19 protein-coding genes are annotated in these 25,705 nt (G+C 68.2%); 13 read left to right on the top strand and 6 right to left on the bottom strand.

Annotated features, from left to right (window positions below; all coding sequences use genetic code 11):
• The first annotated feature begins 63 nt into the window (after positions 1 to 63).
• Complete coding sequence (locus tag MEU52_RS08555; protein ID WP_238120374.1) at positions 64 to 3,354, top strand: rhamnan synthesis F family protein; 3,291 nt, start codon at positions 64 to 66, stop codon at positions 3,352 to 3,354.
• A gap of 110 nt (positions 3,355 to 3,464) precedes the next feature.
• Positions 3,465 to 6,113: a hypothetical protein gene (locus MEU52_RS08550; RefSeq protein ID WP_238120376.1), complete on the top strand. Its 2,649-nt coding sequence runs from the start codon at positions 3,465 to 3,467 to the stop codon at positions 6,111 to 6,113.
• Positions 6,114 to 6,454: 341 nt separating this feature from the next.
• Here MEU52_RS08550 and MEU52_RS08545 read toward each other — a convergent pair whose 3' ends face one another.
• Entirely contained in the window at positions 6,455 to 6,766 is a 312-nt protein-coding gene (locus tag MEU52_RS08545) for a hypothetical protein (RefSeq protein ID WP_238120378.1), read from the bottom strand.
• A gap of 295 nt (positions 6,767 to 7,061) precedes the next feature.
• The gene (locus MEU52_RS08540; RefSeq protein WP_238120379.1) at positions 7,062 to 7,334 is read right to left on the bottom strand and encodes a hypothetical protein; all 273 of its coding nucleotides are present in this window, start codon (positions 7,332 to 7,334) and stop codon (positions 7,062 to 7,064) included.
• A 213-nt stretch (positions 7,335 to 7,547) separates the two neighbouring features.
• Here MEU52_RS08540 and MEU52_RS08535 point away from each other — a divergent pair, with 213 nt between their 5' ends.
• Entirely contained in the window at positions 7,548 to 7,724 is a 177-nt protein-coding gene (locus MEU52_RS08535; RefSeq protein WP_238120380.1) for a DUF1328 domain-containing protein, read from the top strand.
• 139 nt (positions 7,725 to 7,863) lie between these two features.
• Here MEU52_RS08535 and MEU52_RS08530 read toward each other — a convergent pair whose 3' ends face one another.
• Positions 7,864 to 8,133 (bottom strand): glycine zipper domain-containing protein, encoded by a 270-nt coding sequence (locus MEU52_RS08530; protein ID WP_238120381.1) that lies wholly within the window; start codon positions 8,131 to 8,133, stop codon positions 7,864 to 7,866.
• A 312-nt stretch (positions 8,134 to 8,445) separates the two neighbouring features.
• On the opposite strand from MEU52_RS08530, the gene MEU52_RS08525 reads away from it, so the two are divergent.
• From MEU52_RS08525 to MEU52_RS08500, 6 genes are all read left to right on the top strand, one after another.
• A complete protein-coding gene (locus MEU52_RS08525) occupies positions 8,446 to 9,114 on the top strand; it encodes a GntR family transcriptional regulator (RefSeq protein WP_238120382.1) in 669 nt (222 codons plus the stop codon).
• A 100-nt stretch (positions 9,115 to 9,214) separates the two neighbouring features.
• Positions 9,215 to 9,826: a biotin transporter BioY gene (locus MEU52_RS08520; RefSeq protein ID WP_238120383.1), complete on the top strand. Its 612-nt coding sequence runs from the start codon at positions 9,215 to 9,217 to the stop codon at positions 9,824 to 9,826.
• On the top strand, positions 9,823 to 10,836 hold the full coding sequence (bioB, locus tag MEU52_RS08515; protein WP_238120384.1) for a biotin synthase BioB: 1,014 nt from the start codon (positions 9,823 to 9,825) through the stop codon (positions 10,834 to 10,836). The genes MEU52_RS08520 and bioB overlap by 4 nt, the downstream gene beginning before the upstream one ends.
• Before the next feature lie 107 nt (positions 10,837 to 10,943).
• Positions 10,944 to 11,990 (top strand): extensin-like domain-containing protein, encoded by a 1,047-nt coding sequence (locus MEU52_RS08510; RefSeq protein ID WP_238120385.1) that lies wholly within the window; start codon positions 10,944 to 10,946, stop codon positions 11,988 to 11,990.
• A gap of 3 nt (positions 11,991 to 11,993) precedes the next feature.
• The gene (locus MEU52_RS08505; RefSeq protein ID WP_238120387.1) at positions 11,994 to 12,764 is read left to right on the top strand and encodes a DUF429 domain-containing protein; all 771 of its coding nucleotides are present in this window, start codon (positions 11,994 to 11,996) and stop codon (positions 12,762 to 12,764) included.
• A gap of 89 nt (positions 12,765 to 12,853) precedes the next feature.
• Positions 12,854 to 14,377, top strand: coding sequence for a succinate CoA transferase (locus MEU52_RS08500; RefSeq protein WP_238120389.1), 1,524 nt, complete (start codon positions 12,854 to 12,856; stop codon positions 14,375 to 14,377).
• A gap of 219 nt (positions 14,378 to 14,596) precedes the next feature.
• Here the strand turns inward: MEU52_RS08500 and MEU52_RS08495 are convergent, their stop codons facing one another.
• Entirely contained in the window at positions 14,597 to 15,568 is a 972-nt protein-coding gene (locus MEU52_RS08495; protein ID WP_238120390.1) for an NAD(P)H-dependent flavin oxidoreductase, read from the bottom strand.
• A gap of 658 nt (positions 15,569 to 16,226) precedes the next feature.
• Between MEU52_RS08495 and MEU52_RS08490 the strand changes: the two genes are divergently transcribed.
• The 4 genes from MEU52_RS08490 (at position 16,227) to MEU52_RS08475 (ending at position 23,360) form a co-directional block, all read left to right on the top strand.
• Positions 16,227 to 16,934, top strand: coding sequence for an ImuA family protein (locus tag MEU52_RS08490; RefSeq protein ID WP_238120391.1), 708 nt, complete (start codon positions 16,227 to 16,229; stop codon positions 16,932 to 16,934).
• Complete coding sequence (locus MEU52_RS08485) at positions 16,834 to 19,182, top strand: Y-family DNA polymerase (protein WP_238125013.1); 2,349 nt, start codon at positions 16,834 to 16,836, stop codon at positions 19,180 to 19,182. The genes MEU52_RS08490 and MEU52_RS08485 overlap by 101 nt, the downstream gene beginning before the upstream one ends.
• A gap of 5 nt (positions 19,183 to 19,187) precedes the next feature.
• Positions 19,188 to 22,763: an error-prone DNA polymerase gene (locus MEU52_RS08480; RefSeq protein ID WP_238120393.1), complete on the top strand. Its 3,576-nt coding sequence runs from the start codon at positions 19,188 to 19,190 to the stop codon at positions 22,761 to 22,763.
• Between the two features lie 267 nt (positions 22,764 to 23,030).
• The gene (locus MEU52_RS08475) at positions 23,031 to 23,360 is read left to right on the top strand and encodes a DMT family transporter (RefSeq protein ID WP_238120394.1); all 330 of its coding nucleotides are present in this window, start codon (positions 23,031 to 23,033) and stop codon (positions 23,358 to 23,360) included.
• Between the two features lie 148 nt (positions 23,361 to 23,508).
• Here MEU52_RS08475 and MEU52_RS08470 read toward each other — a convergent pair whose 3' ends face one another.
• Positions 23,509 to 24,135, bottom strand: coding sequence for a GNAT family N-acetyltransferase (locus MEU52_RS08470; RefSeq protein WP_238120395.1), 627 nt, complete (start codon positions 24,133 to 24,135; stop codon positions 23,509 to 23,511).
• Between the two features lie 247 nt (positions 24,136 to 24,382).
• Complete coding sequence (locus MEU52_RS08465) at positions 24,383 to 25,681, bottom strand: glycerate kinase type-2 family protein (protein ID WP_238120396.1); 1,299 nt, start codon at positions 25,679 to 25,681, stop codon at positions 24,383 to 24,385.
• Between the last annotated feature and the right edge of the window lie 24 nt (positions 25,682 to 25,705).

Here is a 25,705-nt window from a genome sequence, read left to right as displayed (position 1 = left end):
TCCGGTTTCTGCACGGGCTGCATAGCGCCATTGTGGATGGCGGCACGACACAGTGATGAGGCTATGAGGGTGGCGATGCGAAACAACGTTGCTGTATGCGTTCATATTTATTATGAAGATATGTGGGATTATATTGTCGGATATTTGAAGAATATTCCGGAAAATGCCGATTTTTTCATTACATGTCGCCCGCAGATTCACGCATTGGTCGCCGAACGTGTCGCCCGGGACCTCCCGGGCGCGCAGGTCGTTGTGCTCCCCAATCTCGGCATGGACGTGCTGCCGTTTCTTCAGCTCTGTCGGGAGAAAGAGCTCCACCGATATGGCGCCGTTCTGAAGCTGCATACCAAGAACCGCGCCACCAGCCTGCGTGCCGAGCAGGGGCGGATCATGCTGGACGGGCTGTGCGGTTCGCCCGCGCTCGTGCGCCAGATCCTCGATGTCTTTGAGCATGACCCGGATGCGGGCATGGTGGGGGCCGCCTTCCAGCTGCGCTCCGCCAACACGTTGATGTACGGCAATCGCAGCCGCATGGAGGCGCTGCTTGCCACGTTGGGCATTCGCGCGACTGATTGGCCTTTCTTCTCGGGGACCATGTTCTGGATCGCCGGGCGGCTGCTCAAGGATCTGGCCGATCTGGCGCCTGACTTCCAGCGGGAGATCGAGCAGGAGGCGGCGAGCACCACCGGGGGTGATGGCATGCTCGCCCATACGCTCGAGCGCGTCTTTGGCGCCCTTGCCGCGTCGGTCGGGGCGAGCGTTTATCTGACGGAAAAGAAGAAACCCGACGGTCATGACTTCTTGCTTCTGCCTTGGCAGCAGCATGGTGCGGCCAGTAATTGGCGGCCCATGGGCTTGTATAGTCCGGACCTCGTGCGCCGCTACGTCCACGCGACCGCTTGGCGGCGTCTGATCGCCAATTCAGGTTTTTTCGACGTAAAATACTATCGGAAGGTATCTGCGCCCTACGCTGTGCCCGGCATGGACGATCTTTATCATTTCGTGCTCTACGGTGATCTACTCCAGCTGGATCCCAGTGACCGGTTCAATGTGACCTATTACCAATTGCGCAGGCCTGATGTCGCGCGCAAGGGCATATGTTCCCTGGTTCATTACATTGAGAGCGGGCGTCGCGAAGGCGGCGTCGCTGTTCCGGCCGAGGAAGATTGGCGCGCTCTGGGGCTGAGATACTTTCTCTTCGATCCTGAATGGTATCGCCGAACCTACGGGGATGTCGAGCGCCTAGGGATGGAGCCGGCCGAGCACTATTGGCGGGTTGGTCGATATTTATCTCGCGCGGCGAGCTCGAAGTTCCATGCCAAAGGGATTCCTGTGCTTGAGGATGGCGCAGCTGCAGGGCAGGGCGACTTCGTTTATTTCTTGAAGAAGTATTTTCTGGACGAAGGGCTTTTGTATTCGCAGTTGAAGCGTGCGGGCGAGAATGGGGATTACGCCCTGGTGGCGGATGTCGCGCGGCGCATCCTGAGCAAGTTCGGGGCGAGCCGTCCGCTGAACGAAGCGATGGCGGTGAACGATACCCTGAAGGGAAATTGGGCGCTTGCGGAAAAGCGGTGGCGCGAATTCTGGGCGGAGGTGGAGCGGGGGGAGAATTCCGGCCGTCATGGTCGGAGCGTGATGCAATTCGACCGGACGCCCCGAAAGGCGGAAGGATTCGCGACTGTCGGTCCGGAGAATCTTCCCAGCGTGACCGCCGGGGAGGCTCATCAAAGCACCGCTAAAGTCTGTATTTATACGACCTTATTTGGCGATATTGATCAGTTGTCCTCCGTCTCTGACCCGGTTCCCGGTGTTGATTATATTTGCTTCACCGATCGGCCGCGCGAAGCGACGGGCTGGAAGCAGGTCATCACGGATCCGCAGCAGGCGACGAATAACTTGAATGCGAAAGTGTTCAAGATTTTGCCGCACAAGTACCTGGCGGAATATGAATACTCGATGTTTGTTGATGCCAATACCGTATTCGTCGGGCGGGTTGCAGAGCTTATTGAGATTTGCCGTGCGGGTGGCGATTTCGTGATGTGGTCACATCCCACGCGGGATGATGCCTATGTGGAAACGTGCGCCATCATCGGTCATGTGCGCCACGGGCCGGATGGGCTTTTGGACCAGCTGCGCCATTACGCCGACGAGGGCTTGCCGCGGCATACATCCATGTTCGAGGCGTCCTTCATCTGGCGCAGGCACACGCAGCCCGCGGTGCAGGAGCTGATGGAGGCCTGGTGGCAGGAGATTTGCCGCTTCACGAGCCGCGATCAGCTCTCGTTGTCATATCTGGTCTGGAAGACCGGCATGCGGCCATGCCTGCTTTCGAGCCGGCTCGGCACGTCTCGTGATAACATTTACTTCCTCAAGGTGCCGCACCGCAAGAAACATGTGGAAGCGCGGGCGGAGGTTGTGACGCAAGAGGCGGCTGAGGGCAAGGAGCGTCCGGGGGTGGAGCTGAGCGCGCCGGCGCTCAGGGCCGCGGCGCGGGACGTCGTCTTTCTTTACGACGAAAAATACGCTCAGGCGGGCTCGACGGTACTGCGGAGCCAGCAACTGTCGGAAATCGTCGCCGCCCATTATGAGGGGCAGCGGAATGTGCGTTTGGTGAACAGTGCGGCGGACATCCATGATGCCGTCGTGATCCTCGCCAAGGGGTTCCTCAAGCTGGTGACTCCTGAACAGCTGCGGAGCCTGCGTCGCGATAACATCGTGGTCGCGGATTTTGTCGATGAGCCACCCCGGAAAGAGCTTCTCGGGGAGCTTGACGCGCTCATGGCGTCCTCGCTCTGTGGCTACCGCAGCTATCGCACGCTCTTCCGGGACATGCCTGCGTTCCACGTCACGCACCACGTCGATGTGCGTATTCCGTTCCAGGAGGAGGCCGCGGCTGGTGATTTTCGGGCTGGGTATTTTGGCGAGCTCGTCAACACCATCCGAAAAGAAGAGATCGCACGGTTGGTGGATTTCAATTCGGTCGATACCAGCAAGCAAACAAATGATTGGATCGAGGCACTGGCCGGTTATAATTTCCATTATGCCTTGCGTCGGACACGCAAAATCGATGGGGCGAAGCCGTTCCTCAAGGGTTTCGTGGCAGCGCATTGCGGGTGCAATATGATGATCCAGAGATCCGTTGGAGATGCACCGTTCTATCTCGGCGCAGACTATCCCTATCTGCTGGACGATGATGCAGGGCCGGAGACGATTGTGGAGGCGCTTGAGCGCGCCAAGGACTCCATTGGTGGCCCGGAGTGGCGTTACGGGCGACAGATCATGCGCGAGGTGCAGGCCCGCTCGTCTTTACCTTATGTTTTGAATGAATTCGACAACATGCTGAAGGCATTGTGAGGCTGCGCCCATAGTTGCATGACTTTGCATGTGGCGGCGCTGTCCCCGTCCGTGCTAGATCCCCGGATCGGCCCGATGCAGATGTGAGAGACAGGAAAGAGCGGGACGCCATGGAGATGACCCAGGTGGAGGGTTCCATTCGACAGCCCACGCAGCGCACCGCGGTTCTTGTCTTGGGGATGCATCGGTCGGGGACATCCGCGCTGGCGGGGGTTCTGGCACAGCTGGGCTGCGATCTGCCGAAGGACCTGATGGCGCCGCATTCGCCGAATCCGAAGGGTTACTTTGAATCAAATACCGTTCGCGATCTGAATAATGCGATTCTCGAGTCGGCGGGTTCGACTTGGGATGACTGGCTTCCATTTAGTCGGGATTGGCTTGAGACGCCGCACGCCGAGATGTTCAAGGGCCAGGCGATCGATGCTCTGGGGCGTGAATTTGGGCAGTCGCCCCTCTTCGTCCTCAAGGACCCGCGGATCTGCCGCCTGCTGCCGTTCTGGCGGGGGGTGCTGGAGGCGGAGGGGATTCGTCCGGTTGTCGTTCACATTCATCGTGGGCCGCAGGACGTCGGCCAGTCGCTCTATCAGCGCAACGGCATCGAGCCGGACCTCGGCCGCTTGATCTGGCTCGGTCATGTTCTGAGTGCGGAGCATGACAGTCGTGGCATGACGCGCAGCTTCACCTCCTACGACCGTCTTCTCGATGACTGGGCGGGTGTCGTCGAGGGCATGAGCCGGCATCTCGGCTTTCGTTGGCCGCGCTTGTCGGAGCGTGTGGCCGCCGGCATCGGTGAGTTCCTGCTTCCGAGCCTGCGGCACAATCGGGCGCCGCGGGCGGAGATTTTGACAAATCACGCCAACCCCGCGTGGCTGCGGGATGTCTATGGCATTCTGGAGAGCTGGGTCGCGGATGGCGAGCGGCCGCAGGATTTTTCCGCGCTGGACGCAATTCGGGAAGAATTCGCCTCGGGTATCACGAATTTGTCGCCGCTGATCGGCGCCGGTGTGCGGACGCGGAAGCGCGTCGGTGCAGTTCAGGCGGAGCTTTCACAGGCCAAGAGCCAGCTGGAGGAGGGGGGGCGGACGCTGTCGTCCCTCGCCGCGCAGGTGGAGGCGCTGCAGGCGGAGTGCGCCCGCCTGAACGGGAGTGTGGTGGCCTCCGAGCAGGCCTTGAGCGAACTACAGGCGGCGCGGGATGCGCGCGTGGCCGAGCTTGAGCGCGATTGTGAGCAGGGGCGCAGTGCCCTGGCCCGCGCCAGCGAGAGCCTTGAAGCTCTGCGCCAGGAGAACGCGCAGCTGCGGAGCGACCTCGGGCAGCGCGGCCGTGAGGTGGAGGCGGCTTCGGCGGCGGCGCGGGATGCGCGGGAGGCGTTGAAGCAAAGGGAGGTTGTGGCCGAGGAGCGGCGGGAGGCGCAGATCGCGGCGGATGCGGCCCGTAACGTCGCGGAGAAGCGAAGCGTCGAGCTGACCAAGGACAACGCCCGCCTGTCCACTCTGCTGGATGAGCGCGATCGGCGGCTCAGCGAGGAACAGCTCCGCGAGCGGGAGCTGACGACGCAGCTGAGCGTCTTCTCTCAGGTGCTGGCCCAGAAGGATGCTGTTCTGGCAGCGCTCAGCCGCGATCTTGATGAGCTCCGGAGCCGAAAGGAACAGGAGCGGGTCGCGGCGAACGAGGAAATCGGCACCCTGAAGCGGGAGCATGGGGAAGCGATCCGCACGCTTTCCGGTGAACGCGATGCGCTTCGGCAGAGCCTGGATGACCGCTTCTGGGAGATTTCGGAGTTGGCAAAACGCATCTTCGCGGCGGAAGATGCGAGCCGGTCGCTTCCAGGTTTGAAGGAAGAGCTGTCGCAGAAGAGTGCGGCGCTGGAGAGTGCCACGGAGGAACTGGCGGACGCCCGCAGCCAGTTGGAACACCTGCGCGCGGAAAGCGAGGTCCTCAAGGCGGGGCATCCGAAAGTGGTCGCGGCCCTGTCCAGCGAACGCGATGCGCTGAAGCAAAGCCTGGATGAGAGATTCTGGGAAATCGCGGAACTGACGAAGCGCGTGTCGGCGAGCGATGCGACAGAGCAGTCGGTCGCACGGCTGACGGAAGATTTGTCCCAGAAGGAGGCGCTTCTGGCGCAGGCCATGCGTGATCTCGAAGGCACGCGCAGCCGGCTGGAGGAGGGGCGCGTCGCGGCACAGCACGAAATCGACACGCTGAAGCGGAGCGTGGATGAACGCTTCTGGGAGATTGCGGAACTGACGAAGCGCGTGTCGGCGGCGGAAAAGGCCAGCCAGCGCGTCGTGCCGGTGGCTTATGATCCGGCCTGTCTTTCTGCGGACGGTGCCGATGAGACCCGGGCGCCCGACGGCCTCACGCGCTTTCTCAACGGGCTGTCAGAAAAGCGCATCACGCAAAGGGTTGAAGCGTTCATCTTGCGCGGCGGCAAGTATAAGCAGGCAGAAAAGTGGCTTGAGGCCTGCAATGAATATCGCCAGGCGCTGTTGTTGCGACCGTCACTTTTCCTCACCTGGGTGCAGCTGGGGCACTGCTATCGCAAGCTCGGCCGGTCGGCGGCGGCGGAAAACGCCTATCGGAATGCGATCGTCTACGCCCCCGCGCACGCCGATGCGTGGTATTTCTGGGGGGTGGCTCTGCAGGAGCTCGGCCAACTGAAGGCTGCGAAGGGCGCGTTCTTGCACTGCAGCCAAATTGATCCCAACGGCAAGGATGGGAAGCGGGCGAAGAAGCGGAGCGCGGGGCTGAAGCTCTAGCGTCCGTTTGCATTCCGCGCATCTGGCCCGGCGCCGCCCTCATGGTGTTGGTTGCCGGGACATGTTGCTGCCCCGCATGCCGGGGGGCGCTGAACACAGCCGCTCTTCCGACCGGCGATCAGGCCTCATCTGCTGCGTCGGGTGATGCTGCCGTGGTCCTGCGCGAACTGCGGCTGAACGGGAGGTGTCGGCCTTGCGGCGGGTCTTCGGCGTTTGGTCCGCAAGGGTTCCCAGCGTCAGGGGTGAAACCGGGCATCTATCTGTTCGAGAACATGCGGGCGTGATGAGGTGGTGTACGACGTCCTGGGGCGGTGAGCTGGGTTGCGCTGGCGAGCGCCCTGTCAGGTCTCGTCCCGGCCCTCGGTGGGCGGCGTCGTCCCGGCGGGCGTGGGCGCTGTCTCCTCCTGGGGCGTCCCGCGTTTCGTCATTTCATCCTGGGGCGCTTCGTCGTGCCGGGCCTCGTCCTTGGGGTGGTCGGTCAAGGCGGTCTGCAGCCGACGGGCGAGGCTCTCCAATTCGTCCGGTACGGACTCCTGCGCATAATCGTCAAACAATTGGCGCAGCTCCCGTCCCAAAAGATCCTGCCGCGCGGAGATGTCGCGTCGATGGGGCATGCGCATGGCGCGGATGTCTCGCTGGTTCTGTTTGGTCATGGGCGTAGATCGACACATCAAATGAAACGCGAGGGCCGCACCCGCGCAGGGGCGCTGCCAGGATGAACGGACCTTGGCGGCAGGCCGGCGCGCGGCGGTCGGACCTCGCGTGATGGCCCCTTGGGACGGGCCGCCACACTCCACTCGCATGCCCCGTCGAGCCTTCAAGTCCGGCTTGCCGGTGGCCCGGCGCGCCTGTTGCCGCAGGCAATGGCTTACATCTGGCACCCTGATGGCCATAAGGCAACCAGGGTGCCGCCCCTGGGGCGCCGTGATCCGGCTGAATCGCCGCGGCCTAGTCGCGATAGAGCCGGGAGGAGCCGTCGCCTGGCGGCGCCTCGCTGTCCATGTCGAGGTCGGAGCCGGTGCGCTGGTGGTCATCGCCCGGCTGGGCTCGCAGGTCCGCCGTCACGCGGCGCAGGTGGGCGCGCTCCTCGTCACCCACCCGCCGTCGGCGCGGTGGGGAGGGGAAGTCGCGCCCACAGTCCTGCGGCGCGAACTCCAGCCGGTCGTAGCCGATGGGCGGCCGGCCGGTGGGGGCCGTGGGGGATGATCTCATGCCGTTCATGGGGGCCTCCATGCTCGTTGGTGCGTGTACAACGCCTGTGGTGGCAGGCGGTTCCCCGCGCGCGGCGGCTCCGTTGCCCGATCCCGTGACGTGCATTGCGATGGAACAGGCTCCCACATTTTGCGTTGAAGAGGGCATGACAACTTTCATCATGCAGATGTGCAGCACAGAAACAGGTATCGCTGCAGCGCATGTTCAGCACTGGAGGTGATCATGTTTGGGTGGGCGATCAGCTTTCTCATTATCGCACTCATCGCCGCCGTTCTCGGCTTCGGCGGAATTGCGGGAACAGCCATCGAGATCGCGAAACTGATCTTTTTCGTGGCGCTGATCTTGTTTGTCGCGTCTGCGGTCATCGGCTTGTTTCGTCGCGGACCCACGGTGCCTTAGAGGGCGCAGGGTCGGCATCGGCCGGTCATCGACCCCATGATGGGCCACTCATGGGGCCACTCATGGGGCAAAAGCAAAAGGGGCGCCCGCTGGGCGCCCCTTTCGTATGGTCGTGCGCAAGCAGCCGCAGCGGCGGCGCTCAGGGGCACTGAACCCGATAGCGATTGCCGTAACGATCGCGCGCCCAGCAGGCCTTGGGGGTGGTCTCGGCGCCGACGATGGCACCGGTGCCAGCGCCGATCAGGCCGCCGACCAGGGCGCCGGTGCCAGTGCCGGTGGCCGCCGCGCCGATGGCCGCGCCCGCGCCGCCGCCGATCAGGGCGCCGCCCACCGCGCGATCGGAACGCGAATATTCACTGCATCCCGCCAGAGCAAGCGCCATGGCGCCCACGATGAGAGCCGCTTTCATCCTAGTCTCCTTGCCCATGCGCCCAGCCCGGAGGCGGGCGTGTCCAACCGGCCTTGAATGTCCTCGAGAGGGCCGGTGGACGACATCTCCCGACGAGGTCAGAGCCGGGCGATCGGCACCGCCCGACGCAGCGGCATATAACATATCAATTTGCCCGCGCACACCAGATGCAATCCGCCCGCAACCCAATGAGAGGTAAGGTGGAGTGGCCTATCCGGAAGCTTGCGGCGGGCCCGACGCATCCGCCGGTGGTGGGCTGGTCCGGCGCCCGCGGCGTCGACAGGCGGGGCGACGCAGATTATCTATAAAATCATGACAGCGCGATCGGAAGAGACCCTGGCGGCACGGATCTGCCGCACCCTGGCGGAGCGGATCATCGCCGGCGAGATCGAGCCTGGCGCCCGGCTGCGGCAGGATCACGTGGCGGTGGAGTTCGGCGCCAGCCATGTGCCGGTGCGCGAGGCGTTCCGGCGCCTGGAGGCGCAGGGGCTGGCGGTGAGCGAGCCGCGGCGCGGCGTGCGGGTGGCCGCCTTCGATCTCTCGGAGGTGAAGGAGGTGGCGGAGATGCGGGCGGCGCTGGAGGTGCTGGCACTGCGGCACGCGGCGCCGCATGTGACGCCGGCGATCCTCGCCGCCGCCGAGGCCGCGACCCGGGCGGGTGACGAATCCCGCGACGTGCGCTCGTGGGAGGAGGCCAATCGCCGCTTCCATCGTCTCATTCTGGAGCCGTGCGGCATGTCGCGGCTGCTGGCGACCATCGACGACCTGCACGCCGCCAGCGCGCGCTTCCTGTTCGCCGCCTGGCGGTCGGACTGGGAGGCGCGGACCGATCACGACCATCGGGCGATCCTGGCGGCCCTGCGCAAAGGCGATGTGGAGACAGCCTGCGCGACGCTGGCGCGGCATGTGCAATGGATCGGCCGACGGCCGGTGCCGGGCGTGGGCGGGCGGCGGCGCGACGCCTTCGCCATCGTCGGCTGAGCGGTCTGGTTGAAATTATAGATAGCGTGCCTTGCTTTTCCGGCCCTATCGTGGATTCATTATAGATAGTTGTAAAAATTATCTATAAATGAGGTTCGGCATGGAGACGGCTCTTTCACAGGAAACTGCGCGCCGCCCGCAGGCGCTGCGGCGGGCGGCGGTGGTGGCGTTGGGGGTCGGCGTGCTCACCCTCAGCGCCAAACTGCATGTGCCGTTCTGGCCGGTGCCGCTGACCCTGCAGACCTTCGCGGTGATGGCGCTCGCTCTCGTGCTGGGCCCGGCGCGCGCCACCGTCACCTTCCTGGCCTATCTGGCCTGTGGGGCGGCGGGGTTGCCGGTGTTTTCCGGCACGCCGGAGCGGGGCCTGGGGCTCGCTTATATGGTCGGGCCCACCGGGGGCTATCTGCTCGGCTTCCTGCTGGCCAGCGGCGTTACCGGGCACCTGGCGCGCCGGTTCGATAGCGCGGGGGCTTCGGCCCGTCGGGCAGGCGCCATCCTTGGTCGCTTCGGGGCCATGCTGGTGGGGCTCGTGGTGGTGTATGCGTGCGGCCTGGCGTGGCTGGGCCTGTTCGTCCCCGCCGGGCGGATCCTGCCGCTGGGCCTGTTCCCCTTCCTTCTCAGCGATCTGATCGACATCGCCGTGCTGGCGCTGGGCCTGGGCCTGTTGCCCGCCGGTCTGCGCGCCCGCCTGCGCGCGGGGCTGGGCCGATGACCCCGGCCGTGCGCGCGCCGGCCGCGGCGCCCCGCTGGACGCTGGCGCAGGCGCGGGCCCTTTACGATCTGCCCTTTCCGGAACTGCTGCTGCAGGCGCAACTGACCCACCGCCAGTCTTTCGATCCGCAGACGGTGGAGACGGCGACGCTGCTCTCCATCAAGACCGGGGGCTGCCCGGAGGATTGCGGCTATTGTGCCCAGAGCGCCCATTGGGATACCGGGGTCCAGGCGTCGAGGCTGATGGCGGTGGAGGCGGTTCTGGCGGAAGCCCGGCGCGCCAAGGCCGGCGGGGCCACGCGCTTCTGCATGGGGGCGGCCTGGCGCGCCCCCAAGGACCGGGACATGGCGGCGCTATGCGCCATGATCCGCGGCGTGAAGGCGCTGGGGCTCGAGGCCTGCGTGACGTTGGGCATGCTCTCGGCGGCGCAGGTGGCCCGCCTCGCCGAGGCGGGGCTCGACTATTACAACCACAACGTCGACACCTCCCCCGCCTTCTATCCGCAGATCGTTTCCACCCGGACCCTGGAGGATCGGCTGGAGACCCTGGCGCAGGTGCGGTCCGGCGGCATCAGGCTGTGCTGTGGCGGCATCGTCGGCATGGGTGAAGAGGTGGAGGATCGCATCGCCATGCTGGTGCTGCTCGCCGGCCTGGACGAGCCGCCGGAGAGCGTGCCGCTGAACATGTGGACGCCCATCGACGGGGCGCCGGTGATGGACCGGGCCGCGCCGGTGGACCCCATCGCCTTCGTGCGGCTGGTGGCGCTGGCGCGCCTGCTCATGCCGCGCAGCGTGGTGCGGCTCTCGGCGGGGCGCGAGGCCATGAGCGATGAGATGCAGGCGCTCTGCTTCCTGGCGGGCGCCAATTCCATCTTCACCGGCGACACGCTGCTGACGGCGGCCAATCCCGACCGGGACCGGGACGCGGCGCTGCTGCAACGCCTCGGCATGCGCGCGGCGCCTGTCCGCTCGCATGTCACCGCGGCGAGCGAAGAGGCGCCTGCCTGCTGATGCTGGCGTGGATGAGGACACGGCGGCGGAGGGAATCCGCCGTCGGCGGCGGCAAATCGGCTGGTCCTTAACCTGTTCGCAAGATCGCATCGGCCAGTGTGCGGCGCATGATGCGCGGCGTTTCCTGGTATCTTGTCGCTCCGCTCGTGTGCATGGGGCTCCTCACCGGCTGCCGCTTCGGCGATAGCGGCCGTGAGGCCTGGCGCGTCGAGGCCGAGGAGCAGTGCTTGGCGGAGAAGGGCGTGGTGCCTTCCGCCTTCATGGAGCCATTGCCCGCGATTGACGGCAATGGGTCGTGCGGCATGGAGTATCCATTCCGCGTCAGCGCCTTCGCCGAAGGCAATGTCGTGGTGGAACCGTCCGCGCGGCTGGCCTGCCCGGTTATCCGGGAGACCGATGCCTGGGTGAAGGAGGTGGTGGAGCCCGCCGCCATGGCCTGGCTCGGCCAGCCGGTGGTGGCGATCCGCCAGATGTCGTCTTATTCCTGCCGCACCATGAATGGTCAGGCGGGCGCGAAAATCTCCGAGCACGCCTTTGGCAACGCCCTCGATGTGGGCGCCTTCCGCACCGCCGATGGCCGCTGGATCACGGTGAAGAACGGCTGGAAGGGCACAGCGGAGGAGCGCGGCTTCCTGCTGCAGGTGCAGGCAGGTGCGTGCGAGCGTTTCACCACGGTGCTGGCGCCGGGCTCCAACATCTTCCACTACGACCATATTCATGTGGATCTCATGCGCCACGCCAAGGGTCGCATGATCTGCAAGCCCGCGCCGCGTCCCATGCCGGCGCCCAACGTGCCCCCCATGGCGGCGGCGCCGCCGATGGCGGAACCGGCGGTGATGGCGCCCCAGCAGCAGCCGGAGCCGCTGCCGGTGAAGGCGGAGCCGCCTCCGGTCTACCCGCCCCAATCCTATCCGCCCCAGAGCTATCCCGCGCCGGCCCCCAGCTCGCAGGCGCCGCTGCCGCCGGCCCAATTGCCGCCGGGGTGGGATGTGGGGCCGCAGGGCCTGCGGCCGCCGGGACCCATGTCCTATGCGCCGTCTGCCCATGGCAGCGGGCTGGAAACCGGGTCCATCGCCAAGCGGAAATATTATAACGCCCCCGTTCCCCAGGCTTCGCCCATGCCGTTGCCCCAGGCCAAGCCGGGCGAGGATTGAGTGATGATGCCGTCACGGGCCTTCATCGGCCTCGACGGTTGCCGCGGCGGCTGGATCTGCGCCCGTTGGGATGGTGCCGGCGCCCTGCAGCTGAGCCGCATCGCCCGGCTGGAGGACCTGCTCGACGCCGGCGCGCCGGCGGCGCTCCCCATGATCGCCATCGACATGCCCATCGGCCTGCCGGAAACGGTGGGGCCGAAGGGGCGCACCGCGGAACGGCTGGCGCGGCCCAACCTCGGGCCGCGGCAATCCTCGGTGTTTTCGGTGCCGGCCCGGGCGGCGGTGGAAGCGGGGGTGCGCGCCGGGGTGGACGAGGCGACCCGCTACCGCGCGGCCTGCGCGGCCGCCCGCGCCACATCCAACCCGCCCCGGGCGGTGGCCAAGCAGTGCTTTCACATTTTTCCGAAGATCATGGAAGTGGACGCGCTGCTGCGGTCGCGTCCGGAGCTCTTGCCCTTTGTGCATGAGTGCCATCCGGAAGTGGCCTTCTGGGCCATGAACGGATGCAGTCCCGTGCGCCAGGCCAAGAAGGTGAAGAACCGCCCGAATCCGGCGGGCCTGGATTTGCGCAAGGGCTTGCTGGAGGCCGAAGGTCTGCCGATTGATGCGCTCACAGCGCAAGCCGCCCTTGCGCTCAAGGCAGGGCTGGACGACCTGATCGACGCCTGCGCCTGCGCCTGGACGGCGAAAAGAGTGGCATATGGCAAGGCTTTGCGCTTTCCTGATCCACCGGAACAGGACGCGCATGGCTTGCCCGTCTGCATTACCGCCTGAGGCGACTTTGTCTTAAGTCGAATTCCGATGACGGCGTGACGGTGGGTATGCGCGAACCAACCTAATCGAGGAAACCCCGGGACGACGCCATGCCTCAGGACCGTATTCGCCTCGCCTCTCTGCGCGACAAGATCGTTTCCGCCGAGGAGGCCGCGAGCCTCATCAAGGACGGCATGATCGTCGGCATGAGCGGCTTCACCCGGGCCGGCGAGGCGAAAGCCGTGCCGGTGGCGCTGGCCGCCCGGGCCAAGACCGAGCCGATGAAGATCACCCTCATCACCGGCGCCTCGCTGGGCAACGATCTCGACAAGCAGATGGCGGAAGCCCACCTGTTGTCGCGCCGCATTCCCTTTCAGGCCGATCCCGGCCTGCGCAAGGCCATCAATACCGGCGAGGTGATGTTCGTCGACCAGCACCTGTCCGAGACGGTGGAGCACCTGCGCACCCACCAGCTCGGACCCATCGACGTGGCGGTGATCGAGGCGGTGGGCATTACCGCGTCGGGCGGTATCGTGCCCACCACCTCGGTGGGCAATTCGGCCACCTTCGCCATTCTGGCGGACAAGGTGATCATCGAGATCAACCTGACCCAGCCGGCGGAGCTGGAGGGGCTGCACGACATCTATATTCCCACCCGCCGCCCGTTCCGCGAGCCGATCCCGGTGGTGGCCCCCGAGAGCCGGGTGGGCCTGCCCTTCATCCCGATCCCGCCGGAGAAGATCGCCGCCATCGTGGTGACGGAGAAGCTCGATTCCGCATCCACCGTGCTGCCGCCGGACCAGGAGACCGCGGCCATCGCCGCGCATCTGATGGAGTTCTTGAAGCACGAGGTGAAGATCGGCCGGCTCACCGAGCGCCTCCAGCCGCTGCAGGCCGGCATCGGCACCATCGCCAACGCGGTCATGCACGGCTTCATCGAGAGCCCGTTCTATGACCTCACCATGTATTCCGAGGTGCTCCAGGATTCGACCTTCGACCTGTTCGACGCCGGTAAGCTGAACTTCGCCTCCGGCTCGTCCATCACCCTGTCGAAGGCCAAGCACGACGAGGTGATGCCGAAGATCACCGATTACAAGTCGCGCCTCATCCTGCGTCCGCAGGAAATCTCCAACCATCCGGAGATCATCCGCCGGCTTGGCATCATCGGAATCAACACCGCGCTCGAGTTCGACATTTACGGCAATGTGAACTCCACCCACGTGGGTGGCACCCACATGATGAACGGCATCGGCGGCTCGGGGGATTTCGCCCGCAACGCTTATCTGTCGGTGTTCGTCACCAAGTCCATCGCCAAGGGCGGGGCCATCTCCTCGGTGGTGCCGTTCGCCAGCCATGTGGACCACACCGAGCACGACGTGGACATCCTCATCACCGAAGTGGGCCTCGCCGACCTGCGCGAGCTGGCGCCGCGGGAGCGGGCGCGGGTGATCATCGACAATTGCGTGCACCCGAGCTTCCGCGACGAAATCGAGGATTATTTCGGCCGCGCGGTGGCCCGGGGCGGGCACACCCCGCACCTCATCGAAGAGGCCCTGTCCTGGCATGTGCGGGCCCGCGAGACCGGCTCCATGCATGCGGTGGCGGCCCATAAGGTGGCCGAGCCCGCCGCCTGACGCCATCGGCGCCGGTCTTTGGCCGGCGCCAAGCGGGTCCGCTCAAGCACTGGGCGGGCTTGACCCAAGGTCCCCATGAGTCATGCTCATGACCCTTGGACATGGATCCTCCCGGGCCGCGCAGAACTTGTGCCGCGCGGCCACGGTCTGGCCGGAGAGCTTGGTCTCTCCGGCTTTTTTTGTGCCGGTGGCCTGGCGCCCAAGCGCCGCGCGGGGGCATCAGGAGACGGCGGCGATGTCCGGGTGGCGCTTGCGGGCGGCCTGGCGGGCGCTCACCGCCGCGAGGGCGGCGTCATATTCGCGGGCGAGGCGGGCGCACAGATCCGCGGCGGCGGGAATATCGGTGATGGCGCCCACCCCGTGCCCGGCCGACCACACGTCCCGCCAGGCCTTGGCCTCGTTGCCCATGTCCAGATTGCCGTGGCGGACGAGGTTGGCGGGATCGAGCCCGGCGCGCACCAGGGACGGCTTCATGAAATTGGCGTTCACCCCGGAGATGGCGTCCGTATAGATGATGTCCTCGGCGGCGGCGGCGAGCATCATCTGCTTGAAGTCCTCGGCGGCGAGGCTCTCGCGGGTGGCGATGAAGCGGGTGCCCAGATAGGCGAGGTCGGCGCCCATCACCTCGGCGGCGGCGATATGGGCGCCGGTGGACATGGCGCCGGACAGGATCAGGGTCTTGTCGAACACGCGGCGGATCTCGCCGAGCAGCGCGAACGGGCTCAGGGTGCCGGCATGGCCGCCGGCGCCGGCGCACACGGCGATGATGCCATCCACCCCCGCCGCGGCCGCCTTCTCCGCGTGGCGGCGGCTGATGACATCATGGAACACCAGCCCGCCATAGCTGTGCACCGCATCCACCACCTCGCGCGCGGCGCCGAGGGAGGTGATGACGATCGGCACCTTCTTCTCCACCGTCACCGCCAGGTCCGCCTCCAGGCGGGTGTTGGTCTTGTGGACGATGAGGTTGACGCCGAACGGTGCGCTGCCGGAAGGGGGCGCGGTGCGGGCGGCGATGTCGTCGAGCCAGTCGCGATAAAGCGCGGTGCTGCGGGCATTCAGGGCCGGAAAGGTGCCGACGATGCCACCGCGGCAGGTCTCGGTGACGAGGTCCGGCCCCGAGACCAGGAACATGGGGGCGGCGATGGCGGGCACGGCCAGGCGGCCGTGGAACAGCGCGGGCAGGGACATCTGTTTCCTCTCCATGGCGGCATGCCGGATGGCCGCCGCGCGGGTGTTCTGCTTCAGGAGCCTGCCGTTTCCGGGTCCGGTATCGGGGCGGCAGGTTGCTCCGATCCACCTTTGCTTCCAGGTTCACCTATAGGTGAAGCGCTTGTCAATTGAGGGAGTGGCGGGGCGTTTACCACGGGCGGGACGAGAGCCTTGACTCCCGCCTCGGGTTCCGGAATCTATCTAGAACAAATAGTGAACACGAGGCGGTTGGGCCGTCATGAGCATTCCGCGCGCATCCCGCACCGCGGCCGATCTCGCGCGTTTGCGCGGCATCATTTCCGCCATCGAGCGCGGCGTTACCCCGCCGTCCCGGACGCAGGAGCTGCCACAGACCCGGGCCCCGATCCAAGGGACGATCGGTGGAGCGATCGGTGGCGGGCCGGTGGCCCAGGCGACGGCGGAGCTGGTGGCCGGCTCTGAAGGCGGCATGTGTGCCGCTTCAACACCCCCACCCCCTCAGCCGGACGCGGGCGATGGGCACAGCCCATCAGGGCGCCCCGGACCTGCCGGGGAAGGTGGCGCCCCGCCTCGGTCCCCGGTGCCTGCGGTTCCGGCCGCCATCGCGCCCCCCCGGCCCTTCGGTGACCCGCCTCCGCTCGCTTTGGGCGTGCCGGCCGTGGATGGGGCGCTCGGCGGCGGGTTCCGGTGGGGCGCGCTGCACGAGGTGGCGGCCGGGCCGGGGGAGGAGGGGGCGCTCAGCGCCTTCGCCCTCGCCCTGGCGGCGCGGGGCGCGCGGGCGCTCCGGCGCCCGGTGCTGGTGGTGCAGCAGGCGTTCGCCCAGTGGGAGGCGGGGGCGCTCTACGGCCCGGGGCTGGCGGCGCTGGGCCTGCCGCCGGAGGCGCTGCTGCTGGTGCGCGTGCCGCGCCCGCAGGACGTGATGTTCGTGATGGAGGAGGGGTTGAAATGCGCGGGTCTGTCGGTGGTGCTGGGGGAAGTGCTGTCGCCGGTGCCGGAGGCGCTCACCGCCACCCGGCGTCTCTCCCTCGCCGCGCGCGGCTCCGACCGGCTAGGCCTTCTGGTGCGCCACAAGGCGGACCCGGCCCCCTGCGCGGCGCTCACCCGCTGGCGTATCCGCACCCGGCCGAGTCCGGCCCTGGACGGCTTCGGCGGCCTCGGTGCGCCGTGCGTCTGCGCCCGCCTCACTCGCAACCGCTTCGGCCCCCTCGGGGAATGGCCCCTGCGCATCGAGGCGGACGGGTTCCGGCTGGTCGGGGAGACCAGCCATGAGCGCGCCCCATCCGACCCCGGCGGCCGGGCGGCGCTACCTGGGCCTCGTCCTGCCCCATCTCGCCACCGACCGGATCGAACGGTCGTTGTCGCCTGAGGCACGGCTGGCGCCCCGGGTGGTGGTGGCGCTGCAGCAGGGCACGCTGCGGCTCATCGCCGGCAATGGGGCGGCCACTGCCCTCGGGCTTGAGCCCGGCCTCACCCTGGCCGACGCGCGGGCGCGCCATCCCGAGCTGGAGGTGAGCGAGGAGGCGCCGCAGGCGGTGGCCCGACTGCTCGCTCAGCTGGCGGATGCCTGTGAGCGCTATACCCCCCTCATCGCCCTGGAAGGGCGCGACGGGCTGCTGCTGGACGTCACCGGCTGCACCCATCTGTTCGGCGGCGAACAGGGGCTGGTGCGCGATCTGCTGCGGCGGGTGGCGGGCGCCGGCCTCACCGGACGGGCGGCACTGGCGGCCACCGCCGGCGCCGCCTTCGCCCTCGCCCGCTTCGCCGCCGGCCGGGGCGGCGTGGTGGTGCCGCCGGACGAAGACCTCGGCGCGGTGCTGGCGCCCTTGCCGCTTGCTGCCTTGGGCCTTGAGCCGGCGCGGGTGGACAGCCTCGCCCGGCTCGGCTTCCGGCGGATCGACGACGTGCGCGCCGCCCCCCGCGCACCGCTGGCCGCCCGCTTCGGGGCGGAACTGCTGCGCCGTCTCGACGAGGCCCTGGGGCGGGCGCCCACGGCGGTGGATTATCGTTTTCCCCCGCCCGCCTTCTGCGTCGAACGGGCGTTGCCGGAACCGGTGGAGCGGGTGGAGGACGTGCTGGGCCTTGCCACCCATCTCGCCACCACTTTGTCCGGCGCGCTGGAGCGGCACGGGGTGGGCGCGCGGCGGCTGGATCTCACCTTGTTCCGGGTGGATGGCAAGGTAACGCGGCTCGCCATCGGCACCAGCCGGCCGCTGCGGGAGCCTGAGGCCATCCGTCGCCTGTTCGCGGAAAAGGTGGCGACCCTGTCCAGCCTGGAGCCCGGCTTCGGTTTCGAGCTGCTGCGCCTCGCCGTGCGCGAGACCGGCCCGCTCACGGCCCAGCAGGACGGCTTCGGCGCCGAGCCCGATCGCGCGGCGGCCTTGGATGGCCTGGTGGACCGCCTCGCCATCCGCTTCGGCGCCCCCCAGGTGCAGCGCCTCGTGCCGGCCGACCGCCACCTGCCGGAAGAGGCCTGCCCCCCGGTGCCGGCGCAGGGCCGGCGCGGCTGGGCCGAGGCCGCCGCCGCTCTGGCCCTGCCTCCGGCTGGGGCGGCCATGGCGCCATGGAGGGATGGCCCGCCCGCCACCGCGTTTCGCGACGTCTTGTCCGCTCCCGCCGTCCCGCTCCGGCCGCCGGCCGTATCCCAACCTGCGCGCATCGGCGGGTGGGAAGAAAATGGGGTGTCGACGGAGGACGGGGCAGATGCCGAGGGCCGGGCGTTGCTGCGGGTGATTGGCCCGGGCGCTGGTGCTGCTCCTGCAGCGGCGGAAGCTGTGGCTTTTCCCCCTCCCCAACCCTCCCCCGCAAGCGGGAGAGGGAGCGGTGGTGCGGCGGGGGATGAGGCGGATGCAACAGGCCGGGCGCCGTTGCGGGCGATTGGGCCGGGCGCTGGTGCTGCTCCTGCAGCGGCGGAAGCGGCGGCCCTTCCCCCACCCCAACCCTCCCCCGCAAGCGGGAGAGGGAGCGGCGGTGCGACGGAGGATGGGGCGGCTGCAGAGGGCCGGGCGTTGCTGCGGGTGATTGGCCCGGGCGCTGGTGCTGCTCCTGCAGCGGCGGAAGCTGTGGCTTTTCCCCCTCCCCAACCCTCCCCCGCAAGCGGGAGAGGGAGCGGTGGTGCGACGGCGGAGGGGGCGGCTGCAGAGGACCGGGCTCCGCTGCGGGCGATTGGGCCGGGCGCTGCTGTGGCTTCTGTCGACGCGGGACGGATGGCTGAGCCGCCATCCCAACTGTTCCTCGCCGGTGGGGGCGGGAACTGTGATGCGGATGGGGCGATCTTCAGGGAGTCCTGGTGTGCGGAAGAAGAGCGCCCCGACCTGGCCGGGCCGGCGCGGCCGCTGCGGCTTCTGGAGGCGCCGGAGCCGGTGGAGGCGGTGGCCGAGGTGCCCGATGGGCCGCCCATCCGCTTCCGCTGGCGGCGCCAGCTGCATCCGGTGGTGCGGGCGGAGGGGCCGGAGCGCATCGCCGCCGAATGGTGGCGCACGGCGGGGGATCTGCCCACCCGTGACTATTTCCGGGTCGAAACCGCCAGCGGCCATCGCTTCTGGCTGTTCCGGGCCGGCCTCTACGGGCGGGAGGCCGGCCGGCCGACCTGGTTCCTCCACGGCCTGTTCGGGTGAGCACCATGGCCCCGCCGCTTCCCTTCCGCTCCGCGCCCACCCCGCCGCGCCCGCCGCAGGCGCCGCCGTCGTTCGTGGAACTGGCGGTCACCACCAATTTCTCGTTTCTGCGGGGCGGCTCCCATCCGGAGGAATATGTGGCGACCGCCGCCGCTCTCGGCCATGCGGGCATCGGCATCGCCGATCACAACACTCTGGCGGGGGTGGTGCGGGCCCATGCCATGGCCAAATCCCGCGGGGTGCGGCTGGCGGTGGGTGCGCGCCTGGTGTTTGCCGACGGCACGCCGGACATTCTCGCTTACCCTGAGGATCGCGTCGCCTATGGCCGCCTGTGCCGTCTGCTCACCACCGGCAACATGCGGGCGGCCAAGGGCGATTGCCTGCTCACCGGCGCCGACCTCATGGAATGGGCCGAAGGCCTCTGCCTCGCGGTGATGCCGCCGCGCCGCCTACCGGAGGCGTTCGGCCCGTTCCTGGCCGATCTCCAGGCGGCCACCTCCGGCCGGGTGTGGCTGGCGGCGCCCATGATCCTCGCGGGGGACGATGCCCGCCGGCTCGCCCGGCTCCAGGCGGTGGGGGCGAAGGCGGGCGTGCCGCTGCTCGCCACCTGCGACGCGCTCTATCACGATGCCGACCGCCGGCCGCTGCAGGATGTGCTCACCGCCATCCGCGCCCACGTGACCCTGGATGGCGCCGGCCGCCGCCTCGCCGCCAATGCCGAGCGGCACCTGAAGCCGGCGGCGGAGATGGCCCGGCTCTATCGCGCCGCGCCGGAGGCGGTGGCGGAGACGGCCGCCTTTCTCGCCCGCCTGCATTTCTCGCTGGACGATCTGAAGCCGACCTACCCGCGCGAGGCGCGGGCGGGGTTCGAAAGCCCCCAGGCGGCGCTGGAGGTCCTCGCCTGGGCCGGGGCGCGGGCCCATTATCCCGCCGGGGTGCCGCCCAAGGTGGAGGGGGCGCTGCACCATGAGCTCGCCCTCATCGGCAAGCTCGCCTACGCGCCCTATTTCCTCACCGTGCACGAGATCGTGGGGTTTGCCCGCGGCGCCGGCATCCTGTGCCAGGGGCGGGGCTCGGCGGCCAATTCGGCGGTGTGCTTCTGCATCGGCATCACCGATGTGGACCCCATGAAGAGCGATCTTCTGTTCGAGCGCTTCATCTCCGAGGAGCGGGGCGAGCCGCCGGATATCGACATCGATTTCGAGCATGAGCGGCGCGGCGAGGTGCTGGCCTTCATCTATCGCCGCTACGGCGCCGCCCATGCCGGGCTCGCCGCCACCACCACCACCTATCGCTCCCGCTCGGCGGTGCGCGAGGTGGGCAAGGCGTTCGGCCTGTCGGAGGATCTGGTGGGGGCGCTGGCCGGCACCATCTGGGGCTGGTCCTCCGGTGGGGTGAAGGCGGAGGAGGCGCGGCGCATCGGCCTTGATCCCGACGAGCCGCGCCTCGCCCGGGTGCTGGAGATGACCCGCGCCCTCATCGGCTTTCCGCGCCACCTCTCCCAGCATGTGGGCGGCATGGTGGTGACCCACGACCGGCTGGACGAGACCGTGCCGCTTACCCGCTCGGCCATGGATGAGCGCCCCATCATCGAATGGAACAAGGACGATCTGGAAACCGTGGGCCTGCTCAAGGTGGACATCCTGGCCCTGGGCATGCTGACGGCGGTGCAGAAATGCTTCGGCCTGCTGAAGCGGCATTATGGGGTGGAAATGGCCCGCATCGGCGATGCGCCGTTCGGCGATCATCGGGTCTATGCCATGCTGCAGCGGGCGGATTCCATCGGCGTGTTCCAGGTGGAAAGCCGCGCCCAGCAGACCATGCTGCCGCGCCTGAAGCCCAAGGAGTTCAAGGATCTGGTGGTGGAGGTCGCGATCGTGCGGCCGGGGCCGATCCAGGGCGGCATGGTGCATCCCTATCTGCGGCGCCGGCAGGGGCTCGATCCGGTGTCCTATCCCTCTCCGGAGCTGCGGCAGGTCCTGGAGCCGACCCTCGGGGTGCCGCTGTTCCAGGAGCAGGCCATGCAGATCGCCATGGTGGGCGCCGGCTTTTCCGCCGGCGAGGCCGATGCCCTGCGCCGGGCCATGGCCACCTTCAAGCGGGTGGGCACCATCGGCCGCTTCCACGACAAGCTCATCGCCGGCATGCTCGGGAACGGCTACACGCGGGAGTTCGCCGAAAGCCTGTGGCGGCAGATCGAGGGGTTCGGCTCCTATGGCTTTCCGCGCTCCCATGCGGAGAGCTTCGCCCTCATCGTCTATGCCTCGGCCTGGCTGAAGTGCCATTATCCCGATGTGTTCGCCGCCGGCCTTCTCAATGCCTGGCCCATGGGCTTCTACGCCCCCGCCCAATTGGTGCGCGACGCCCAGGAGCACGGGGTCGCGGTGCGCCCGGTGGATGTGAACGCCTCCCATTGGGATCACACGCTGGAGGCGGAGGAGGGGGGCGCCGAGGCGCGTTCGCCTCTCCAGACCGCGCCCTTCCCCCTCCCCAGCCCTCCCCCGCAAGCGGGAGAGGGGGCTGCCGTGTCGCAAAAGGAGAGGGAGGCGGGGGACAGGGAGCGGGGCGAGAGGAGGCCGGGGGCGTTTGGGTGTCGACAGGGTGCGGACCCGGGGCGAACCGAACTGGAGAGCGCCGGGACGCAGCGATCCACACCGGTTCGAAGTCCTGGGGGCGCCGGGGAGCCGTCGGCGGCGGTGCGGCGGCTGCAGCCACGCCATGGCGCCATGGCGGGGGATATCCGCACCACCCATGCGCTGCGGCTCGGGCTGCGGCAGGTGGAGGGGCTGAAAGAGGAGGAGATGCGCCGGCTGGTGGCGCTGCGCGGCGCCGGCTACGATTCCGTGCGCGACCTGTGGCTGCGCACCGGCCTGCCGCCGTCCACGTTGGAAAAACTGGCGGATGCCGATGCCTTCCGCTCCCTCGGGCTCGATCGCCGGGCCGCTTTGTGGGCGGTGAAGGGGCTGCGCCGCGCCGGCGACAAGGACGACCTGCCCCTGTTCCGTGCCGCCGCGACCCCGCGTGAGCCCGATGTGGACCTCGCCGCCTTGCCGCCGGGGGCGCAGGTGGTGGCCGATTATCGGCACATGAAACTGTCCCTGAAGGCCCATCCGCTGGCCTTCCTGCGGCCGGAGCTGGAACGGCGCGGGGTGACCCCGGCGGCGCGGCTGCCGGCATTGGCCAGCGGCCGGCGGCTGACCCTGGCCGGCCTGGTGCTGGTGCGCCAGCGCCCGGGCACCGCCAGCGGCGTCATCTTCATGACCCTGGAGGACGAGGCGGCCTGGGCCAATGTCATCGTCTGGCCCCGGGTGTTCGAGGCGTTCCGCCCGCAGGTGCTGGGGGCGCGGCTGGTGATGGTGTCGGGCCGGCTGCAGAATGAACAGAGCGTCATTCACCTGGTGGCCGAGAAGGTGGAGGATTGGAGCCCGCTCCTGGAGCGTCTGGGCGAGCGTGGCGCCGACCTGTCCGTCGCCGCCCCGGCCGACGAAGGCCGGCGCGGCCCCGATGCCGGGCGCAGCCGTGCCGCGCGCATCCGGGAGAACCCCGGTGCCGCTTTGCCGCGCGGGCGCAATTTCCATTGAGCGCTGAGGCCTTGGCCGGCGTATCCCCCGTCGGGTGCCCGGCCCCGTTCAGCTCTGGAAGACGCGCCGCTGGAGGGGGATGGCCGGACGAGGCGGAGCGCTGTCACCGCGCCGCGATGCCGCCTGGCGGAGCCCGCGTCTCAACCCCGATCCAAAGCGTGTGATTTCTCTCCCGTGGCACTGATTTTCCTGTATGGAAAATAAGTTCAAGCCTCGCCGCTGCGAAGCCCGCGGGCGGCGCGCCGTTCAGCATGAGATTGCCGGGACATGACCTATCTCTATCTCGCCATCGCCATCCTTGCGGAGGTCATCGCCACCTCGGCGCTCAAGTCCACCGCCGGCTTCACCCGGCTGCTGCCCTCGCTGGTGGTGGGGGCGGGCTATGTGGTGGCGTTCTATTTCCTGGCGCTGACCGTGCGCGACCTGCCGGTGGGCATTGTCTATGCCATCTGGTCGGCGGCGGGGATCATCCTGGTGGCGGGCTTCGCCTGGATCTATTACGGCCAGGCGCTGGATACGGCGGGGCTGATCGGCCTCGGCCTCATCATCGCCGGGGTGCTGGTGGTCAACCTGTTCTCGAAAACCGCCGTTCATTAGGGCGCTCCTGTGCGCGCCCATAAAATCTGCAGGCCCATAAAATCTGCAGGCCCATGACATCTGTACGCCCATGAAAAAGGCGGCATCCTCAGGATACCGCCTTTCATCGTTTTCGCCGCGCCTCCAGCGGCGCGCGCGGGGCGCCCGCTCAGGCGGCTTCGGCTTCGATCTGCGCGTCGTCCCCGGCGGGAATCAGCATGTCGAACATACGGCCGGTGGCCAGGCGCTGGGCCTGCAGCACCGCCCCCGCCATGCCCTGCAGGTCGGCCGCGGCCTCCTGCGCCAGCGACAAAGCGGTGGGGAAGGGCGCCTTCAGGGCCGCCGTCACCTCATCGATGTCGAAGCTCAGCTCGGCATCGAACTTGCGGGCGATCTGCTGCATGCGCCGGTTCTGCGCCAGGCAGTTGAGGCACAGCTTGCCGATGCCGCGATTGCGCGCGGCCAGGATCACCCGCTCCAGCAGCTGGGTGCCGAGGCCGTGGTTCTGGAACTCGCGCTCCACGCTGAACGCGGCTTCCGCTTCCCCGGGCAGCACATCGCCCATGGGGTAGAGTTCCGCGGCGGCACGCAAGGTGCCGTCCACGAAATAGCCGTGAACGATGGCGCCGGTGCGGAATGCCCGCGCCGCATATCGCTCGACGAATTCGGCAGACACCGCAGAGCCGAATCTGAACCGACGGCTCTCCACATCGAGCCTGAGGAGGTGATCCTTGAAGATCTCGGCTTCCCCGGCCCAAAGCTTGCGGATGATCCCCGGTGCGACCTGTTCGGTCATATTGGTCTCCAGACTTGGCGTCTTGAAGCCCCCCGGTTCCTCCTGGGGCCGGAATTTATGTGCACTGCAACAAAGGTCAAGGGGGCTGACCTTAACCCTCTGTTCAGAACTCCCCTGCAGACGGCAATTCTGCAGCGCAACATGCTGAAATGTAAGAGGTCGTATGAGCCATGCAAATGGCGCATGGCGGATGCGACTTTCGGACGAGCCCGCGCCCTGCTGTGGCCATGTTCGAGGGCCGGGGCGCTCACGTCGCGCGCGGAAGCACCAGTATGGCCCTGAAATCATTGACATTGGTCAATGTGGGGCCGGTGACGACCAACTGGTCGAGGGTCGCGAACAGGCCATAGGCGTCGTTGTCCGCCAGATGGCGCCGCGGGTCCAGGCCGAGGGCCTGGGCGCGTGCCAGGGTGCGTGAATCGCTCCAGGCCCCGGCATTGTCAGCGCTGCCGTCGATGCCATCGGTGTCGGCAGCCAGCGCCAAGATCGCCGGCCCGTCCGCCGGCAGGCCCTCCAGGGCCAGGGTGAGGGCCAGCAGGAACTCGCTGTTGCGCCCGCCGCGCCCGCGCCCGGTCACCCGCACAGTGGTTTCGCCACCGGAGAGCAGCACGCAGGGCGCCGCCGCCGGCTGGCCATGGGCGGCGGCGGCGCGGGCGATGCCGGCCAGCACCGTGCCGGCGGCGCGCGCCTCTCCCTCGATGGCGTCGCCGAGGATCACCGGCGCGATGCCGAGAGCCTGCGCCTGCGCCGCCGCAGCCTGCAACGCCATGAATGGGGTGGCGATGAGATGCAGCGCGGCCTCGGTCGGCGCGACGGGGGGCGCCGTGAGGCGTGCATTGGCGCGGATTGCCGCCGCGAGCCGGTCATCGGCGGCGATGCCGTAGGCGCCCAGCAGGGCCAGCACCGCCTCGGGATCCGACGGCCGGGGCACCGTGGGGCCCGAGCCGATCACCGCCGGATCGTCACCCGGCACGTCGGAGATCAGATAGGTGACGCACCGCGCCGGGGCGATGGCGGCGGCGAGCCGCCCGCCCTTCACCGCCGACACCGCCTTGCGCACCGTGTTCATCACGCCGATGGGCGCGCCCGAGCGCAGCAGCGCGGTGTTCAGCGCCTGCTTGTCCGCCAGGGTGAGGCCCGGGGCCGGCGCAGTGAGCAGGGCCGAGGCCCCGCCGGAGATGAGGCACACCACGAGGTCGTCGGCGCCGGCGGAGCGGGCGATGTCCAGCAGGCGCCGGGTGGCGGAGAGACCGGCCGCGTCGGGCACCGGATGGCCGGCCTCCACCACCTCGATGGAGCGGGTGGGGCAGCCGTGGCCATAGCGGGTGATGACGAGGCCGGTGCAGGGCCTGTCCCATTCGGCCTCGAAGGCCCGCGCCATGCGCGCGGCGGCCTTGCCGGCCCCCACCACCAGGGTGCGCCCCTTGGGTGGCGCCGGCAGCCGGCCGGCGAACTTGCCTTCCGGCGTCGCCGCCGCGAGCGCCGCCGCGAACAGGGCCCGGAGAATCGCCGGGGCCGCGCCCGGTGTGGATGTGGCTGTTTCCATGCTCTTTATACGGTTGTGCGCGCC

Origin of the sequence: Xanthobacter sp. NM-25 (genome assembly GCF_022138605.1) — a bacterium.
Classification (GTDB): Bacteria; Pseudomonadota; Alphaproteobacteria; order Rhizobiales; family Xanthobacteraceae; genus Xanthobacter.
The sequence above is the reverse complement of the archived record's forward strand: the minus strand, read 5'-3'. Positions and strand labels throughout refer to the sequence as shown.

Excerpts from the sequence above, each read along its gene's own strand:
- MEU52_RS08555 (WP_238120374.1), top strand. The coding sequence starts at position 64 with ATGAGGGTGGCGATGCGAAACAACGTTGCTGTATGCGTTCATATTTAT.
- MEU52_RS08550 (WP_238120376.1), top strand. The coding sequence starts at position 3,465 with ATGGAGATGACCCAGGTGGAGGGTTCCATTCGACAGCCCACGCAGCGC.
- MEU52_RS08545 (WP_238120378.1), bottom strand. The coding sequence starts at position 6,766 with ATGACCAAACAGAACCAGCGAGACATCCGCGCCATGCGCATGCCCCAT.
- MEU52_RS08540 (WP_238120379.1), bottom strand. The coding sequence starts at position 7,334 with ATGAACGGCATGAGATCATCCCCCACGGCCCCCACCGGCCGGCCGCCC.
- MEU52_RS08535 (WP_238120380.1), top strand. The coding sequence starts at position 7,548 with ATGTTTGGGTGGGCGATCAGCTTTCTCATTATCGCACTCATCGCCGCC.
- MEU52_RS08530 (WP_238120381.1), bottom strand. The coding sequence starts at position 8,133 with ATGAAAGCGGCTCTCATCGTGGGCGCCATGGCGCTTGCTCTGGCGGGA.
- MEU52_RS08525 (WP_238120382.1), top strand. The coding sequence starts at position 8,446 with ATGACAGCGCGATCGGAAGAGACCCTGGCGGCACGGATCTGCCGCACC.
- MEU52_RS08520 (WP_238120383.1), top strand. The coding sequence starts at position 9,215 with ATGGAGACGGCTCTTTCACAGGAAACTGCGCGCCGCCCGCAGGCGCTG.
- bioB (WP_238120384.1), top strand. The coding sequence starts at position 9,823 with ATGACCCCGGCCGTGCGCGCGCCGGCCGCGGCGCCCCGCTGGACGCTG.
- MEU52_RS08510 (WP_238120385.1), top strand. The coding sequence starts at position 10,944 with ATGATGCGCGGCGTTTCCTGGTATCTTGTCGCTCCGCTCGTGTGCATG.
- MEU52_RS08505 (WP_238120387.1), top strand. The coding sequence starts at position 11,994 with ATGATGCCGTCACGGGCCTTCATCGGCCTCGACGGTTGCCGCGGCGGC.
- MEU52_RS08500 (WP_238120389.1), top strand. The coding sequence starts at position 12,854 with ATGCCTCAGGACCGTATTCGCCTCGCCTCTCTGCGCGACAAGATCGTT.
- MEU52_RS08495 (WP_238120390.1), bottom strand. The coding sequence starts at position 15,568 with ATGTCCCTGCCCGCGCTGTTCCACGGCCGCCTGGCCGTGCCCGCCATC.
- MEU52_RS08485 (WP_238125013.1), top strand. The coding sequence starts at position 16,834 with ATGAGCGCGCCCCATCCGACCCCGGCGGCCGGGCGGCGCTACCTGGGC.
- MEU52_RS08480 (WP_238120393.1), top strand. The coding sequence starts at position 19,188 with ATGGCCCCGCCGCTTCCCTTCCGCTCCGCGCCCACCCCGCCGCGCCCG.
- MEU52_RS08475 (WP_238120394.1), top strand. The coding sequence starts at position 23,031 with ATGACCTATCTCTATCTCGCCATCGCCATCCTTGCGGAGGTCATCGCC.
- MEU52_RS08470 (WP_238120395.1), bottom strand. The coding sequence starts at position 24,135 with ATGACCGAACAGGTCGCACCGGGGATCATCCGCAAGCTTTGGGCCGGG.
- MEU52_RS08465 (WP_238120396.1), bottom strand. The coding sequence starts at position 25,681 with ATGGAAACAGCCACATCCACACCGGGCGCGGCCCCGGCGATTCTCCGG.